Annotated in this window: 12 protein-coding genes; 10 read left to right on the forward strand and 2 right to left on the reverse strand. The window is 65.2% G+C overall.

What is annotated here, in order from left to right; translation table 11 throughout:
- The first annotated feature begins 35 nt into the window (after nucleotides 1–35).
- Complete coding sequence (locus ASC92_RS17970; RefSeq protein WP_056518363.1) at nucleotides 36–2333, forward strand: arginine/lysine/ornithine decarboxylase; 2298 nt, start codon at nucleotides 36–38, stop codon at nucleotides 2331–2333.
- A 29-nt stretch (nucleotides 2334–2362) separates the two neighbouring features.
- Here the strand turns inward: ASC92_RS17970 and ASC92_RS17975 are convergent, their stop codons facing one another.
- Nucleotides 2363–3205 (reverse strand): DNA ligase, encoded by an 843-nt coding sequence (locus ASC92_RS17975; protein ID WP_056518366.1) that lies wholly within the window; start codon nucleotides 3203–3205, stop codon nucleotides 2363–2365.
- Between the two features lie 62 nt (nucleotides 3206–3267).
- Nucleotides 3268–4050 (reverse strand): enoyl-ACP reductase FabI, encoded by a 783-nt coding sequence (gene fabI / locus ASC92_RS17980; protein WP_056518368.1) that lies wholly within the window; start codon nucleotides 4048–4050, stop codon nucleotides 3268–3270.
- Nucleotides 4051–4087: 37 nt separating this feature from the next.
- On the opposite strand from fabI, the gene ASC92_RS17985 reads away from it, so the two are divergent.
- From ASC92_RS17985 to rbfA, 9 genes are all read left to right on the forward strand, one after another.
- Nucleotides 4088–5902 carry an extracellular solute-binding protein gene (locus ASC92_RS17985; protein WP_056518370.1) on the forward strand — a complete coding sequence of 605 codons (1815 nt, stop codon included), beginning with the start codon at nucleotides 4088–4090 and terminating at the stop codon, nucleotides 5900–5902.
- 18 nt (nucleotides 5903–5920) lie between these two features.
- Nucleotides 5921–6961, forward strand: a complete 1041-nt coding sequence (locus ASC92_RS17990) for a microcin C ABC transporter permease YejB (protein ID WP_056518372.1) — start codon at nucleotides 5921–5923, stop codon at nucleotides 6959–6961.
- Between the two features lie 52 nt (nucleotides 6962–7013).
- Nucleotides 7014–8051, forward strand: a complete 1038-nt coding sequence (locus tag ASC92_RS17995; RefSeq protein WP_414820416.1) for an ABC transporter permease — start codon at nucleotides 7014–7016, stop codon at nucleotides 8049–8051.
- Nucleotides 8048–9685: an ABC transporter ATP-binding protein gene (locus ASC92_RS18000; RefSeq protein WP_200936001.1), complete on the forward strand. Its 1638-nt coding sequence runs from the start codon at nucleotides 8048–8050 to the stop codon at nucleotides 9683–9685. Before ASC92_RS17995 ends, ASC92_RS18000 begins: the two co-directional genes overlap by 4 nt.
- A gap of 16 nt (nucleotides 9686–9701) precedes the next feature.
- Nucleotides 9702–10904 (forward strand): YbfB/YjiJ family MFS transporter, encoded by a 1203-nt coding sequence (locus ASC92_RS18005; RefSeq protein WP_056518378.1) that lies wholly within the window; start codon nucleotides 9702–9704, stop codon nucleotides 10902–10904.
- Nucleotides 10905–11099: 195 nt separating this feature from the next.
- A complete protein-coding gene (gene rimP, locus ASC92_RS18010) occupies nucleotides 11100–11747 on the forward strand; it encodes a ribosome maturation factor RimP (protein WP_056518381.1) in 648 nt (215 codons plus the stop codon).
- Between the two features lie 16 nt (nucleotides 11748–11763).
- Nucleotides 11764–13257 carry a transcription termination factor NusA gene (nusA, locus tag ASC92_RS18015; protein ID WP_056518384.1) on the forward strand — a complete coding sequence of 498 codons (1494 nt, stop codon included), beginning with the start codon at nucleotides 11764–11766 and terminating at the stop codon, nucleotides 13255–13257.
- A 24-nt stretch (nucleotides 13258–13281) separates the two neighbouring features.
- The gene (gene infB / locus ASC92_RS18020) at nucleotides 13282–16272 is read left to right on the forward strand and encodes a translation initiation factor IF-2 (RefSeq protein ID WP_056518386.1); all 2991 of its coding nucleotides are present in this window, start codon (nucleotides 13282–13284) and stop codon (nucleotides 16270–16272) included.
- Nucleotides 16273–16296: 24 nt separating this feature from the next.
- Entirely contained in the window at nucleotides 16297–16668 is a 372-nt protein-coding gene (rbfA, locus tag ASC92_RS18025) for a 30S ribosome-binding factor RbfA (protein WP_056518388.1), read from the forward strand.

Consider the following 16668-nt stretch of genomic DNA (forward strand, 5'->3'; position numbering starts at 1 on the left):
ATTGCCTGTCTGTCTGCCTGTACGGAGCCCCGCTCATGAAATTCCGCTTTCCCATCGTCATCATCGACGAGGACTTCCGCTCCGAAAACACCTCGGGCCTCGGCATCCGCGCGCTCGCGCAGGCCATCGAGACGGAGGGCTTCGAGGTGCTGGGCGTCACGAGCTACGGCGACCTGAGCCAGTTCGCACAGCAGCAAAGCCGGGCCAGCGCCTTCATCCTGTCGATCGACGACGAGGAGTTCACCATCGGCCCCGACCTCGACCCGGCCGTATTGAACCTGCGCAACTTCATCGGCGAAGTGCGGCGCAAGAACGCCGACGTGCCGATCTACATCTACGGCGAAACCAAGACCTCGCGCCACATTCCGAACGACATCCTGCGCGAACTGCACGGCTTCATCCACATGTTCGAGGACACGCCCGAATTCGTGGCGCGCCACATCATCCGCGAGGCCAAGAGCTACCTCGAGGGCGTGCAGCCGCCGTTCTTCAAGGCGCTGATCGACTACGCCGAAGACGGCTCCTACTCGTGGCACTGCCCGGGCCACTCGGGCGGCGTAGCGTTCCTGAAGAGCCCGGTGGGCCAGATGTTCCACCAGTTCTTCGGCGAGAACATGCTGCGCGCCGACGTCTGCAACGCGGTGGAAGAACTGGGCCAACTGCTCGACCACACAGGTCCGGTCGCGGCCAGCGAGCGCAATGCGGCGCGCATCTTCAATGCCGACCACTGCTTCTTCGTGACCAACGGCACCAGCACCAGCAACAAGATGGTGTGGCACCACACGGTGGCGCCGGGCGACGTGGTGGTGGTCGACCGCAACTGCCACAAGTCGATCCTGCACGCGATCATCATGACCGGCGCGATTCCGGTGTTCATGAAGCCCACGCGCAACCACTTCGGCATCATCGGCCCCATTCCGAAGAGCGAGTTCGAGCAGAGCGCCATCAAGGCCAAGATCAAGGCCAACCCCCTGTTGGCCGACGTGGACGCCGACAAGGTGAAGCCGCGCGTGATGACGCTCACGCAATCGACCTACGACGGCGTGATCTACAACACCGAGACCATCAAGAACATGCTCGATGGCTACGTCGACACGCTGCACTTCGACGAAGCGTGGCTGCCGCACGCGGCCTTCCACCCGTTCTACGGCGCCTACCACGCGATGGGCAAGCGCCGCGTGCGGCCGAAGGAATCGCTGGTGTTCGCCACGCAATCCACCCACAAGCTGCTGGCCGGCATCAGCCAGGCCAGCCACGTGCTGGTGCAGGACTCGCAGAACCGCCAGCTCGACCGCGACCTGTTCAACGAGGCCTACCTGATGCACTCGTCGACCAGCCCGCAGTACGCGATCATCGCGAGCTGCGATGTGGCCGCTGCCATGATGGAGCCGCCCGGCGGCACCGCGCTGGTGGAAGAGAGCATTCTCGAAGCGCTGGACTTCCGCCGCGCCATGCGCAAGGTGGAAGAAGAGTTCGGCAAGGACGAGTGGTGGTTCAAGGTCTGGGGGCCCGAGAAGCTCGTCGACGAGGGCATCGGCCGCGCCGAAGACTGGATCATGACGGGCGAGAAGAGCGGCAAGCCAAAGAACAAGAAGTCGCCGCGCAACTGGCACGGCTTCGGCGAGCTGGCCGACGGCTTCAACATGCTCGACCCGATCAAGTCGACCATCGTCACGCCGGGCCTCGACCTCGAAGGCAACTTCGCGGAGACCGGCATCCCCGCGAGCGTGGTGACCAAGTTCCTCGCCGAGCACGGCGTGATCGTGGAGAAGACCGGGCTCTACAGCTTCTTCATCATGTTCACCATCGGCATCACCAAGGGCCGCTGGAACACGCTGCTCACGGCGCTGCAGCAGTTCAAGGACGACTACGCGCGCAACCAGCCGATGTGGCGCATCCTGCCCGAGTTCTGCCAGCAGCACCCGGGCTACGAGCGCCTTGGCCTGCGCGACCTGTGCCAGCACATCCACCAGCTGTACGCGCGTTTCGACGTGGCGCGCCTCACGACCGAGATGTACCTGAGCGACCTGACACCGGCCATGAAGCCCAGCGACGCCTTCGCCCACATCGCGCACCGCAAGACCGAGCGTGTGGAGATCGACGAGCTCGAAGGCCGCATCACCACCAGCCTGATCACGCCGTACCCGCCGGGCATTCCGCTGCTGATTCCGGGCGAAGTGTTCAACAAGAAGATCGTCGACTACCTGAAGTTCTCGCGCGAGTTCAATACGCAATGCCCGGGCTTCGAGACCGACATCCACGGCCTCGTTGCGCGCATCGACGAGACGGGCAAGAAGCGCTACTACGCGGACTGCGTCAAGGAAGCGAAGTAGGCCGCTGCCGAAACCGTTCGAGGGGGTGGTCAGCCCTCGCGAACGCGCATGAAGCGTGCGAAGCGGGGCAGGCCCTTGGCCGTGGTGCCGTTGTAGCGGTAGGTCACCCAACTGCCGATGGCGGGTGGGTTCTCCCGTTCGGCATCGGTCAGTCCGGTGCCGAGCTTGAAGCGCTTGCCGTCGGACGTCTCGACCACCAGTGCGCCAAGCCGCGCGCTGTGCCGGCCCTTGCCGGGCACGTGCTCGATCACGCGAGCCTCGGCGTCTTCATAGGGCTTGACCTTCAGCAGGTCGCTGTTGCGCTCGCCGCGGTACTGGGAACTGCCGCGATGGAGCATCAATCCTTCTCCGCCCATCTTGACCGTCTTGTCGAGCAGCACCTGCAGTTCTGCATGCGTGGTCGCGCGCTGCTGCGGCACCGGCACCACCCAGGGTGCGTCGGTGATGGGCAGCAGCTTGCGCAGGACGGTCAGCCGCGTCGTGAAGTCGCCGCCCTGGGCGGGCAGGTCGAACACCATGAAGCGCATCTCGTGCCATGCAATGTCGTTGGGCGTCTGGCTGCGCACCGTCGACACGGCATGGGCGAAGCGGTCGCGTCCCGCCCACAACTCGCCGTCGAGCGGCTGCCGGGGCAGCGGTGCGGTGAACCAGGCCGGTGCCATGATCCGCTCGCCGCCGCGCGTCCAGAGCTGCTTGCCGTCCCAGTAGCCGCGCACGCCGTCGTACTTCTCGCTGACCCAGTAGTCGTTCAGCGACATGCCGGGGCGGTAGACGTCGGCCAGCATCAGCGAGGGTGCCGCCTCGCGTGCGAACGCGCAGGGCGCGGCGATCACGCCGAAAGCGGCAAGCAGCAAGGAACGTCGATTCAGCACGATGTGTGAAATGGGTTGCGCAGTACGGCCGCTTGGCAGCCGTGCCGGGGTTTGACGCAGGACTACTCGGCCATCCCGCCGACGACATTGCTGAAGCCGCCGTCCACATAAGTGATCTCGGCGGTCACGCCGCTGGCCAGGTCGCTCAGCAGGAAGGCGGCCACGTTGCCGACTTCCTCGATGGTCACGTTGCGGCGGATCGGCGAGGCGTCGGCCACGGCCGCCAGCATCTTGCCGAAGCCCTTGATCCCGCTGGCCGCCAGCGTCTTGATCGGGCCCGCGCTGATGCCGTTGACGCGCATGCCCTTCGGGCCGAGCGAGGCGGCCGTGTAGCGCACCGAGGCTTCGAGCGAGGCCTTGGCCAGACCCATGGTGTTGTAGTTGGGCAGCGCGCGCTCGGCGCCCAGGTAGGTCAACGTGAGCAGGGACGACTTGTCGTTGAGGTAGGGCAGGGCCGACTTGGCCATGGCCGGGAAGCTGTAGGCGCTGATGTCGTGCGCGATCTTGAAGCCTTCGCGCGAGAGCCCGTCGAGGAAGTCGCCTGCGATGGACTCGCGCGGTGCGAAGCCGATGCTGTGCACGAAGCCGTCGAACTTCGGCCAGGCCTGCGCGAGGTCGGCGAAGAGCTTGTCGATCTGCGCGTCGTCGCTCACGTCGCAGTCGAAAATCAGCTTCGAGCCGAAGTCTGCGGCATATTCGGTGATACGGTCCTTGAATCGCTCGCCGACATAGCTGAAGGCGAGCTCCGCGCCCTGCTCATGGCAGGCCCTGGCAATGCCATATGCAATGGAGCGATTGCTCAACACGCCGGTGATCAACAGTTTTTTGCCGGAAAGAAAGCCCATGAAGTTGCCTCGTGAAAATCTTGGGCAGAATTCTCGCATGCGGCTTCTCCGGGTCTGGTGGTTGATGGTGTGTGCGGTTCCCGCGTGGGCCGCGCATGGATATGCGCTCTGGGACGACCTGAAGTACGCCCCAGGCTTCAAGGCCTTCGACTACGTGAACGTGAACGCCCCCAAAGGCGGCGAGTTGCGGCTGGTGAGCAACCAGCGCTACTCGACTTTCGACAAGTACAACCCCTTCACCATCAAGGGGGCACCGCCGGCCTACCTCGACAGCATGCTGTTCGAGTCTTTGTTGGCCGGTTCGATGGACGAAACCGGATCGGGCTACGGCCTGCTGGCCGAGGATGTCGCGGTAGCCCCCGACCGCCGCAGCGTCACCTTCCGCCTGCGGCCCGAGGCGAGATTCCACAACGGCATGCCGGTCGAGGCGGCCGACGTGAAGCACAGCTACGACACGCTCATCGGCCCCTTCACCTCGCCGGGCTACAAGACGCTGCTGCAGGAAGTCGATGGTGCCGACGTACTCGATTCACGCACCATTCGTTTCCGCTTCAAGACGGTCAATCGCGAGTTGCCGCTGATCGTGGGCAGCCTGCCTGTCTTCAGCCGCGCCTGGGGCGTGGAGAACGGCAAGGCCAAGCCCTTTGACCAGGTCGTGATGGATATTCCCATCGGCAGCGGTGCCTACAAGATCGGCCCCGTGCGCTTCGGCAAGGACATCACCTACGTGCGCGACCCCAACTACTGGGGCCGCGAGCTGCCGGTGAACCGTGGTTTGCACAATTTCGACCGGATCACCGTCAAGATCTACAAGGACAACACGGCCCGGCTCGAAGCCCTGAAAGCGGGCGAGTTCGACATGATGAGCTTCTACTCGGCCGGCGACTGGGCGCGCCGGGTGAACGGCAAGCGCTTCAATACGGGCGAACTCGTCAAGCACGAGTTCCCGCACAAGAAGCCGGCGGGTTTCCAGAGCTTCGTGCTCAACAGCCGCCGCGACAGGCTGAGTGATCCGCGCGTGCGCGAGGCGCTCGGCCTGGCACTCGACTACGAGTGGATGAACCGGCAGATGTTCTACAACGGCTATCCGCGCGTGAAGGACCTGTTCGGAAATACCGATTGCGAGGCGCAGGGCTTGCCGTCTGCCGAGGAGAAGGCGCTGCTCGAACGTTGGCGCGGCAAAATCCCCGACGCGAGCTTTGGTCCGATGTTCACGCCGCCAATCACCGAGGGCGAGGGCCAGTCACTGCGCAACAACCTGCGCCGCGCGCGCGACCTGCTCAAGCAGGCCGGCTGGGAATACCGTGACGGCGCCTTGCGCAACGCCAGGGGCGAGGCCATGACGTTGGAATACCTCGACAGCAAGGAAGGCGGCGTGCGAACCGTGTCGCCTTGGATCCGCAACCTCGAGAAGCTCGGCATCACCCTGAACTTCGCGACCGTCGACTTCGCTCTCTACCAGGAGCGCCTCGACCGCTTCGACTTCGATATCACGACCATCAATTTCCCAGGCACGAACAACCCCGGGCAGCAGTTGCTCGAGATCTTCGGCAGCAAGGCGGCCAAGACGGAGAGCTCGGGCAACTACATGGGCGTGTCGACGCCGGCGGTCGATGCCTTGCTCAAGGACATCGTCGATGCCGACACCAAGGCCGATCTGATACCCGCCTGCCGTGCGCTCGACCGCGTGATCATGCACAGCCACTATCTGATTCCCCAATGGACGCTGAACTCGCATCGCATCGTCTATGACGACTGGCGGCTCTCGTTCAAATCGCCCATGCCGCCGTACGCCAACGGTGAGGACTGGGTCATGGGCACATGGTGGGCCAAGCCGCCGCGCCAGAAATAGAAGAGAAGGAAACAGGCCATGCTCTCCTATGTCCTCAAGCGTCTGCTGCTGTTCATCCCGACCCTGCTCGGCGTGCTGCTGGTGACTTTCCTCGTGATCCAGTTCGTGCCCGGCGGGCCGGTGGAGCAGTACCTGGCCGAAGCCAAGACGGCGGGGCGGGGCGGCGGTGGCGGCGGCTTCGAGTCCGGCGGCGGCAGCTATCGCGGCAACCAGGGCGTCGACCCGAAGCGGCTCGAGCAGATCAAGGCGCTGTATGGCTTCGACAAGCCGCCGCACGAACGGCTGTTCCAGATGCTAGGCCAGTTCGCCCGCTTCGACCTGGGCAAGAGCTTCTTCCAGAACAAGGACGTCTGGACGCTGATCCTGGAGAAACTGCCCGTCTCGATCAGCCTGGGCCTCTGGACCTTCTTCATCAGCTATGGCGTGGCGGTGCCGCTGGGTGTTGCGAAGGCGGTGAGGGCGGGCACGCGCTTCGACCTGATCAGCACGCTGATCGTGCTCATCGGCTACGCCATCCCGGGCTTCGTGCTGGGGGTGGCGCTGCTGGTGGTGTTCGGCGGGCAGTTGCAGTGGTTCCCGCTGCGAGGGTTGACCTCGGCCAACTGGGACGACCTGGGCTGGGGCGCGCGCATCGTCGACTATCTCTGGCACATCACGCTGCCCGTCACGGCGATGGTTCTCGGCAGCTTCGCGGTGACGGCCATGCTCACCAAGAACGCCTTCCTCGAGGAAATCCGCAAGCAGTACGTGCTGACGGCGCGCGCCAAGGGGCTGGGCGAGAAGCAGGTGCTCTGGAAGCATGTGTTCCGCAATGCGCTGATCCCCATCATCACCGGGCTGCCTTCGGCGTTCATCGGTGCGTTCTTCGCCGGCTCGCTGCTGATCGAAACGTTGTTCTCGCTCGACGGCCTGGGCTTGCTGGGCTACGAGAGCGTGATTCGGCGCGACTATCCCGTCGTGCTCGGCACCCTCTATCTCTTCACGCTGATCGGCCTGGTGACCAAGTTGATTTCCGATCTCTGCTACGTCTGGGTGGACCCGCGTGTCAAATTCGACTGAGGGCGTTGTGCCGGTGAGTGCGCCCGGTGGCACGGAGACGAAGGCAACGCCTGTGGTCGCAGCGGCCCACCTCTCCCCTGGTCGTCGTGCGTGGATGCGTTTCAAGCGCAACCGCCTCGGCTTCTGGAGCTTGGTGCTCTTCGCGACCCTGGTGGTGCTGAGCCTGTTCGCCGAGGTGCTGTCGACGGACAAGCCGCTTGTCCTGCGCTATGAAGGGCGCACTTATTTCCCGGTGCTGCGCGATTACTCCGAGAAGACTTTCGGCGGCGACTTCGAAACGCCAACCGACTACCTTGACCCCTTCATTCGAGAACGCATCACGAAGGGCGACAACTGGGCGATCTATGCGCCCAACCCCTACGGACCGAAAACTCTCAATTACTTCGCCAAGTCGCCGAGCCCGGCCGCCCCGACGGCCGACAATCTGCTCGGCACCGACGACCGCGGTCGCGATCTCTTCGCGCAACTGATCTACGGCTTCCGCGTGAGCGTGCTCTTCGGCCTGGCGCTCACCGCCATCGGCACGGTGCTGGGCGTTATCGCCGGCGCCGTGCAGGGCTACTTCGCCGGCAAGACCGACCTCGCGTTCCAGCGATTCATCGAAATCTGGAGCTCCATGCCGGAGCTGTACCTGCTGATCATCTTCAGCGCGATCTTCGCTCCCAGCGTGGCACTGCTGCTCATCCTGCTGAGCCTGTTCGGCTGGATGGGCCTGGCCGACTACGTGCGCGCGGAGTTCCTGCGCAACCGCCAGATGGACTACGTGCGCGCCGCGCGCGCCCTCGGCGTAGGCAACCTGCAGATCATGTGGCGCCACATCCTGCCGAACAGCATGGTGCCGGTCGTCACCTTCCTGCCGTTTCGCATGAGCGCGGCCATCCTGGCGCTGACCTCACTCGACTTCCTGGGCTTGGGCGTGCCGCCGGGCACGCCATCACTCGGCGAACTGCTTAGCCAGGGCAAGGCCAACATCGATGCCTGGTGGATCTCGATATCGACCTTCGGCGTGCTCGTCGTCACCCTGATGCTGCTGACCTTCATGGGCGACGCGCTGCGCGACGCGCTCGATCCGCGCAAGGCCGACAAATGATGAACGACCCACAACTCAAGCAGGCCCTGCTGGACGTGAAAGGCCTGCGCGTCGCATTCAGCGGCAAGGAGGTTGTGCACGGCATCGACTTCCAGGTGGCCGCCGGCGAAAAGCTCGCGCTGGTCGGCGAGTCGGGCTCGGGCAAGACGGTCACGGCGCTGTCGCTGCTGCGGCTGGTGCAGAACGCTGATGTCACCGGCGTCGCAAGGCTCTTCGGTGGCGCAGCGCCGCAGGGCGTGCGCGACCTGCTGTCGATTCCGGAGCGCCAACTGCGCGGTATCCGCGGCAAGGAGATCGCGATGATCTTCCAGGAGCCGATGACCGCGCTGAATGCGCTCTACAGCGTCGGCGACCAGATCGCCGAGGTGCTCGAACTGCATGAGGGTCTGTCGGCTCGCGCCGCGCAGGCAGCCGCCGTCCAGTTGCTGGCCGATACCGGCATTCCCGAGCCGGCGCGGCGGGCGAGGGCGTTTCCGCACCAACTCTCGGGCGGCCAGCGCCAGCGCGCGATGATCGCGATGGCGCTCGCCTGCAAGCCGCGCCTGCTGCTGGCCGACGAACCGACTACCGCGCTCGACGTCACGGTGCGCGCGCAGATTCTGGAATTGCTGGCCGACCTGCAGCGCAAGTACGGCATGGCCGTGCTGCTCATCACGCACGACCTGAATCTGGTGCGTCGTTTCGCCGATCGCGTGGTGGTCATGGAGAACGGCCACATCGTCGAGCATGGCACTGTGGCACCGGTGTTCGACGCCCCGCAGCACCCCTACACACGCAAGCTGATCGACAGCCATCCGCAGCGCAATGTGGCGGCCGTCGCTGCACGCGCTGACGCGGCGCCGGTGATCGAGGCGAAGGCCCTGCGCGTGATCTACCCGGTGCCGAGGCCCGGCATCGCCGGCTGGTTCCGAAAGGGCGAGTTCGTGGCGGTGCAGGGCGCAGACTTCCGCATCGTGCCGGGTGAGACCCTCGGTGTGGTGGGCGAATCGGGTTCCGGCAAGTCGACGCTTGCGCTGGCGGCGCTGGGGCTTTTGAAGCACCAGGGTGCGTTGAAGGTCGCGGGCAAGGGCTGGGCGGTCGATCGCGCCTCCGACCTCGGCCTGCGCCGCGTCATGCAGGTGGTGTTCCAGGACCCGTTCTCGTCGCTGTCGCCGCGCATGACGGTGGAGCAGATCGTGGGCGAGGGGTTGCGCGTGCATGCGCCCGAACTCGACGTCGGAGCGCGCCGCGCCCGCGCGCTCGCCGCACTGGCCGACGTCGGGCTGACGGAGGCCCAGTTCCCCTCGCTGCTCGATCGCTATCCGCACGAGTTCTCGGGCGGACAACGGCAGCGCCTGGCGATCGCCCGTGCGCTGATCGTCGATCCGCAACTGCTGGTGCTGGACGAGCCGACCAGCGCGCTCGACGTGACGATCCAGAAGCAGGTGCTGAGCCTGCTTCAGCGCCTGCAGCGCGAGCGTGGGCTGAGCTACCTGCTGATCACGCACGACGTCGAGGTGATCCGTGCCATGGCGCACCACGTCATCGTGATGAAGGACGGGGCCATTCTCGAAACCGGGCCGGTCGAGCGCGTGCTCGATGCGCCCGATCACCCCTACACAAAAAAGCTGGTGGCCGCCGCGCTGCTGGAATAAACGGAGTTTGCAAGAAATGTCGGAAACCGGACGCGACCGGCGCGGCGCCTGGCGCGCGGCGCTGGCCTGCATGGTCACCCTTGCGGTGGCGATGGGCCTGGGGCGCTTCGCCTTCACGCCCATGCTGCCCATCATGCTGCACGAGGGAAAACTGGAGCTGGCGGCGGGCGGGGTGCTGGCGTCGCTCAACTACCTGGGGTACTTCCTCGGTGCGCTGAGCTGCGCGGCCATCGGCATCAAGGCTTCGAGCATGGTGCGGGGCGGCTTGGCGGCCACGGCGGCCCTGCTGATCGGCATGGGGTTGCTTCACAGCTTCACGAGCTGGGGTGTGCTGCGTACGGCGGCGGGCGTGATGAGCGCCTGGGTTTTCGTCTTTGCCTCGGGCTGGGGGTTACGCCGCCTGTCGGAAACGAACGCGCCAACGCTGGCCGGGGTGATCTACACCGGGCCGGGCATCGGTATCGCCATGACGGGCCTGCTCGGCGGCGCGCTGGGGCGCTGGGGTTCCGAGGCGGGGTGGATCGGCCTGGGTGTCCTGGCCATAGTGCTGGTCGCGGTGATCTGGCGGGTTTTCGACGACGGCGAGCGGGCACCGGTCGGCGGCGGGGCAGCACCGGCGCCTGCTGCTGCGGCCCGCGCGGCCGGATCGGCGGCTGACCGCAGCGACGCGATCTGGCTGGTCGCGCTCTACGGGCTGGCCGGTTTTGGCTACATCATCACCGCCACCTTCCTGCCGGTGATCGCCCGGCAGGCGCTGCCGGGGTCGCCCTGGCCCGACTTCTTCTGGCCGCTGTTCGGGCTGGCCATCATTCCGGGTGCGCTGATCGGAGCCCGCGCGCCAACGCACTGGGACAACCGGCTGCTGCTGGCTGGCGCCTACGCGCTGCAGGCGCTCGGTGTCGTGCTGTCGGTGGCGTGGCCGACGATCGCCGGGTTCGCGCTCGGCAGCCTGCTGCTGGGCATGCCGTTCACCGCCATCACGCTTTTTGCGATGCGGGATGCCCGCCGTCTGCGAGGCAACGCCGCGGCCGGGCTGATCGGCTATGCAACGGCTTCTTATGGGGTGGGGCAGATCATCGGCCCGCTGTTTGCGGCGCCGCTCGCCCAGCGAACCGGGTCTTTTCAGCTGCCGCTGCTCGTGGCGGCGGCGGCGCTGGCACTCGGTGCGGTCCTGTTTGCGTTGGTTTGGTCTAAATCACGTCGCGCAATAGCCGATTGAGGGACAAAGCCCCTTCATATATTGCACAAATAGCATATAATTCGAGGCTCACGACCAAACGGGCGGGTACCAACCGCCCGTTTTTTTTGGTCTATGCATTCTGGGCTGAGCATTCATGGCTGAGCTCATGGCGATTTGGCATCCGTGGCGGGCGGGTGGCATGAACCCAGTTATTCAAAAGGCGCATTCGAACACGTGGCATTGCAGCAAATAGTGGAACAAACCGTGGCCGGTCTCGGCTATGACCTGGTCGAGATCGAGCGCTCGGCCGGGGGATTGCTGCGCGTGACGATTGATTTGCCCTGGACGGCCCCCACCTCTGAAGCTGTGGCTGCGGGTGTGCCCGAGCCCTTCGTGACGGTCGAGGACTGCGAGAAGGTAACGCGCCAATTGCAGTTCGCGCTCGAGGTCGATGGTGTCGATTACAAGCGGCTCGAGGTGTCCTCGCCGGGTATTGACCGTCCGCTGCGCAATGAGCAGGATTTCGAGCGTTTCGTGGGCGAGGTGATCGACATCACGCTCAAGGCGCCCATGGGCGCGGCAGCGGCGGGCCAAGTGTCGGCCAACCGCAAGAAGTTTCGCGGCACGCTGGAGCGGGTCGCAAAGGTAGAGGGTGCCGCTGGCGCCCAGGGCTGGCAAATCGTCTGGAACGATGCGCCGGAGCCCAAGCCAGGTCAAAAAGTGAGCAAGAAGCGCGCGCCCGCAACGCTGCAGGCGCTGGGCTTCGTGCTGGACGAGCTGCGCGACGCGCGGCTCGCGCCCATTGTGGATTTCAAGGGCCGCAAGGCCAAAACCCAACCGGGTTTTTCGGATATTGACGACGGAACGCAGGTTCCGGACTGACCAGAGGAGTGGTGGCATGAATCGCGAAATGTTGATGTTGGTGGATGCGATCTCGCGCGAGAAGAACGTCGAACGTGACGTCGTCTTCGGCGCGGTCGAATCCGCACTGGCGCAAGCCACCAAGAAGCTCCACCAGGGCGACGTGGACATTCGCGTCGCGGTCGATCGCGACAGCGGCGACTACGAGACCTTCCGCCGCTGGCATGTCGTGCCCGACGAGGCCGGCCTGCAGCTGCCCGACCAGGAAATCCTCCTGTTCGAAGCCAAGGAAGAAATGTCGGACATCGAAGTCGGCGAGTACATCGAAGAAGCTGTGGACTCGGTGCCGATCGGCCGCATTGGCGCCATGGCTGCCAAGCAGGTCATCCTGCAGAAGATCCGCGACGCCGAGCGCGAGATGCTGCTCAACGACTTCATGTCGCGCGGCGACAAGATCTTCGTGGGCACCGTCAAGCGCCTGGATAAGGGCGACATCATCGTCGAGGCCGGCCGCGTCGAAGGCCGCCTGCGCCGCAGCGAGATGATCGCCAAGGAAAACCTGCGCAATGGCGACCGCGTGCGCGCCATGATCATGGAAGTCGACCTGACGCTGCGCGGCGCTCCCATCATCCTTTCGCGCTCGGCCCCCGAGTTCATGATCGAGCTGTTCCGCCAGGAAGTGCCCGAGATCGAACAGGGCCTGCTCGAAATCAAGAGCTGCGCCCGTGATCCGGGTTCGCGCGCCAAGATCGCCGTGCTCTCGCACGACAAGCGCGTCGATCCGATCGGCACCTGCGTCGGCGTGCGCGGTACCCGCGTCAACGCCGTGACCAACGAGCTCGCCGGCGAGCGCGTGGACATCGTGCTGTGGAGCGAAGACCCGGCCCAGTTCGTGATCGGTGCGCTGGCTCCGGCCAACGTGTCGTCGATCGTGGTGGACGAAGAAAAGCACGCGATGGACGTGGTGGTCGACGAGGAAAACCTCGCGATCGCTATCGGCCGCGGCGGCCAGAACGTGCGCCTGGCTTCCGACCTCACCGGTTGGAAGATCAACATCATGGACGCCAACGAATCTGCACAAAAGCAGGCCGTCGAGACCGATGCCAGTCGCAAGCTCTTCATGGAAAAGCTCGATGTCGACGAGGAAATCGCCGACATCCTGATCTCCGAAGGCTTCAACAGCCTCGAGGAAGTGGCATATGTGCCGATTTCCGAAATGCTGGAGATCGAAGCTTTCGACGAAGACACCATCAACGAGCTGCGCACGCGAGCCAAGGATGCGCTGCTGACCATGGAAATCGCCAAGGAAGAGGGTGTCGAGCCCCAATCGGCAGTGTCGCAGGACCTGCACGATCTCGAAGGCCTGGACCCCGAGCTGATTCCCAAGCTGACCGAAGCGGGTGTGAACACCCGTGACGATCTTGCCGACCTCGCGGTCGATGAACTCACCGAAATCACCGGCCAGAGCGCCGATGACGCCAAAGCCCTCATCTTGAAAGCCCGCGAACACTGGTTCGCCGGCCAAGAGTGACGGTCATGGAGGCACGAAACCAATATGTCCAGTACCACTGTCGCCGAGTTCGCGAACGAGCTCAAGAAGACTCCCGAAACCTTGCTTGACCAGCTCAAGAGCGCAGGCGTGCCCAAAGCGGCCGCCACCGATGCACTCACCGAGGCTGACAAGCAGCGCCTGCTCGGCCATCTCAAGGCCAGCCACGGCAACGTCGAGCCCGAGCGCAAGAAGATCACGCTGACCAAGAAGTCGACCAGCGAGATCAAGCAGGCCGACGCCACCGGCCGCGCTCGCACCATCCAGGTGGAGGTGCGCAAGAAGCGCACCTTCATCCAGCGCGAGGATGGCCATCCGGCCACCCCCGAGCATGCCGAACACGTGGCAGAGGCGCCCGCAGCCGCACCGGCCGCACCTCAGATCGACGAGGCCGAACTGGCCCGCCGCGAGGAAGAAGCGCGCCGCCAGGCCGAGCTGATTCGCCGCCAGGAAGAAGAGCTGGCCGAAAAGCGCCGCCTGCGTGAAGAAGCCGAAGCGCGCGAACGCGAACAGGCTGAAAAAGCCGAGCGCGCCGAACAGGCTGAGCAAGCCCAGCAGGAAGCCGTGCGCATCGCCGCAGCGAAGAAGGCCGCCGCTTTTGCAGAAACCGCTGCAGTCAACGCGGCGAGCAAGGACGCGCATTCCAGGCCCGTGGCCGCACCCGCTCCCGCAGTGATTGCCGCAGCAGCCGCCGCTGAACAGCAGGCCGCCGACACCAAGCTCGCTGCACAGGCCGCCGCCATGCAAGCCAAGGAAGACGCGAAGGCCAAGGCCGCCGCCGAATCGAAGGCCCGTGCCGACGAGGAAGCGGCGCGCGCCAAGGACCTCGACGAGCGGCGCCGCAAGGCCCTCGCCGAAGCCGAAGCCATTCGCGCCATGATGAACGCACCGGCCCGCGTGCTGGTGCCGCACAAGGCGCCCGAGAAGCCGCAGCCCGAAAAGGCCGCGGTCAAGGGTACGCTGCACAAGCCGGCCACGCCCGCCGCACGCCCTGGTGCGCCTGCCGCGCCCGGCGCTGCAGCAGCACCCGGTGCCGCCGGTGCGGGCAAGGAAGTCAAGTCCGCGAAGCTCTCGTCGAGCTGGGCTGGCGATCCCGCCAAGAAGAAGGAAATCAAGACCCGCGGCGATGCCAGCGGCGGTGTCGGTCGCGGCAATTGGCGCGGAGGCCCGCGCGGGCGTCGCGGCAACGACCGTGGCGGTCATGACGAGCAGCACGCACCGGCCGCACCGGTCGAGGCACGCGTGCTCGAAGTGCACGTGCCCGAAACCATCACGGTGGCCGAGCTCGCGCACAAGATGGCCGTCAAGGCGCAGGAAGTCATCAAGCAGCTGATGAAGCTCGGCATGATGGCGACCATCAACCAGTCGCTCGACCAGGACACCGCGATGATCATCGTGGAGGACATGGGTCACAACGCCGTGGTTGCCGCGCTGGACGACCCGGAAGCCTTCACCGACGAGGACGTGTCGGCGCAAACAGCCGAAGCTCTGCCGCGCGCACCGGTCGTGACCGTCATGGGCCACGTCGACCACGGCAAGACCTCGCTGCTCGACTACATCCGCCGCGCCAAGGTGGCGGCGGGCGAAGCCGGCGGCATCACGCAGCACATCGGCGCGTACCACGTGCAGACCGAACGCGGCATGGTGTCCTTTCTCGACACCCCGGGTCACGAGGCCTTCACGGCCATGCGTGCCCGCGGTGCGCAGGCGACCGACATCGTGATCCTGGTGGTGGCGGCCGACGACGGCGTCATGCCTCAGACCAAGGAAGCCATCAAGCACGCGAAGGCGGCGGGTGTGCCGATCGTGGTCGCGATCAACAAGATCGACAAACCCGATGCCAGCCCGGACCGCGTGAAGCAGGAACTGGTGGCCGAAGAGGTCGTGCCCGAAGAGTACGGCGGCGACGTGCCGTTCGTACCGGTGTCCGCCAAGACAGGCCAGGGCATCGACAACCTGCTTGAGCAGGTGCTGCTGCAGGCCGAAGTGCTGGAACTCAAGGCGCCGGTGGATGCCGCCGCCAAGGGCCTGGTCATCGAGGCCCAGCTCGACAAGGGCCGCGGCCCGGTCGCTACCGTGCTGGTTCAGTCCGGCACGCTCAAGACCGGCGACGTGGTGCTGGCCGGCTCGACCTATGGCCGCGTGCGCGCCATGCTGGACGAAGACGGCAAGTCGACCAAGGCCGCGGGCCCGTCGATCCCGGTCGAAATCCAGGGCCTGACCGAAGTGCCGCAGGCGGGCGACGAGTTCATGGTGATGAGCGACGAGCGCCGTGCGCGCGAAATTGCCACCTACCGTGCCGGCAAGTTCCGCAACACCAAGCTGGCGAAGGCGCAAGCCGCGAACCTGCAGAACATGTTCACCGACCTGTCGGCCGGCGAAGTGCAGACGCTGCGCATCATCATCAAGGCCGACGTGCAGGGCTCGCAGGAAGCACTGGCGCAATCGCTGCTCAAGCTGGCGACGGACGAGGTCAAGGTGCAGGTGGTGTACGCGGGCGTGGGTGGTATCAGCGAAAGCGACATCAACCTCGCCATCGCCTCCAAGGCGGTCGTGATCGGCTTCAACGTGCGTGCCGATGCCGGTGCGCGCAAGCTGGCCGAAGGCAACGGCGTGCAGCTGAACTACTACAGCATCATTTACGACGCCGTGGACGAGATCAAGGTCGCGATGTCGGGCATGCTGGCGCCGGAGCGCCGCGAGGAAATCATCGGCTCGGCCGAGATCCGCACGGTGTTCGTGGCCTCGAAGATCGGTACCGTCGCAGGTTCGTACATCACCTCGGGCTCGGTCAACCGCAGTGCGCATTTCCGCCTGCTGCGCGACAACGTGGTGGTCTACACCGGCGAAGTCGACTCGATCAAGCGCATGAAGGACGACGTGCGCGAAGTCCGCGAAGGTTTCGAGTGCGGTATCAAACTCAAGAACTACAACGACATCAAAGAGGGCGATCAGCTCGAGTTCTTTGAAATCAAGGAGATCGCCCGTACGCTGTAACAGGCGTTCGATGCGACCGAGTCCATGCCGAAAAGAAAAGCCGCCGCCCCCAACCGCGCGTTCAAGGTTGCCGACCAGATCCAGCGCGATCTGACGGAGCTGATCGCGCGCGAGTTGAAGGACCCGCGCGTGGGCATGGTCACGATCCAGGCCGTCGAGGTCACGCCCGACTATGCGCACGCGAAGATCTTCTTCAGCCTGCTCACGGGCGACGTGGACGAGACCACCGAAGCGCTGAACCAGGCCGCGGGCTTCCTGCGCAACGGCCTGTTCAAGCGCCTGCATATCCACACCGTGCCCACGCTGCACTTCCTGTTCGACCGCACCACCGAGCGTGCGGCCGACATGAACGCGCTCATTGCGCAGGCCGTCGCTTCGCGCTCGAAAGACGACTAG

The organism is Variovorax sp. Root411, assembly GCF_001425205.1.
Classification (GTDB): Bacteria; Pseudomonadota; Gammaproteobacteria; order Burkholderiales; family Burkholderiaceae_C; genus Variovorax.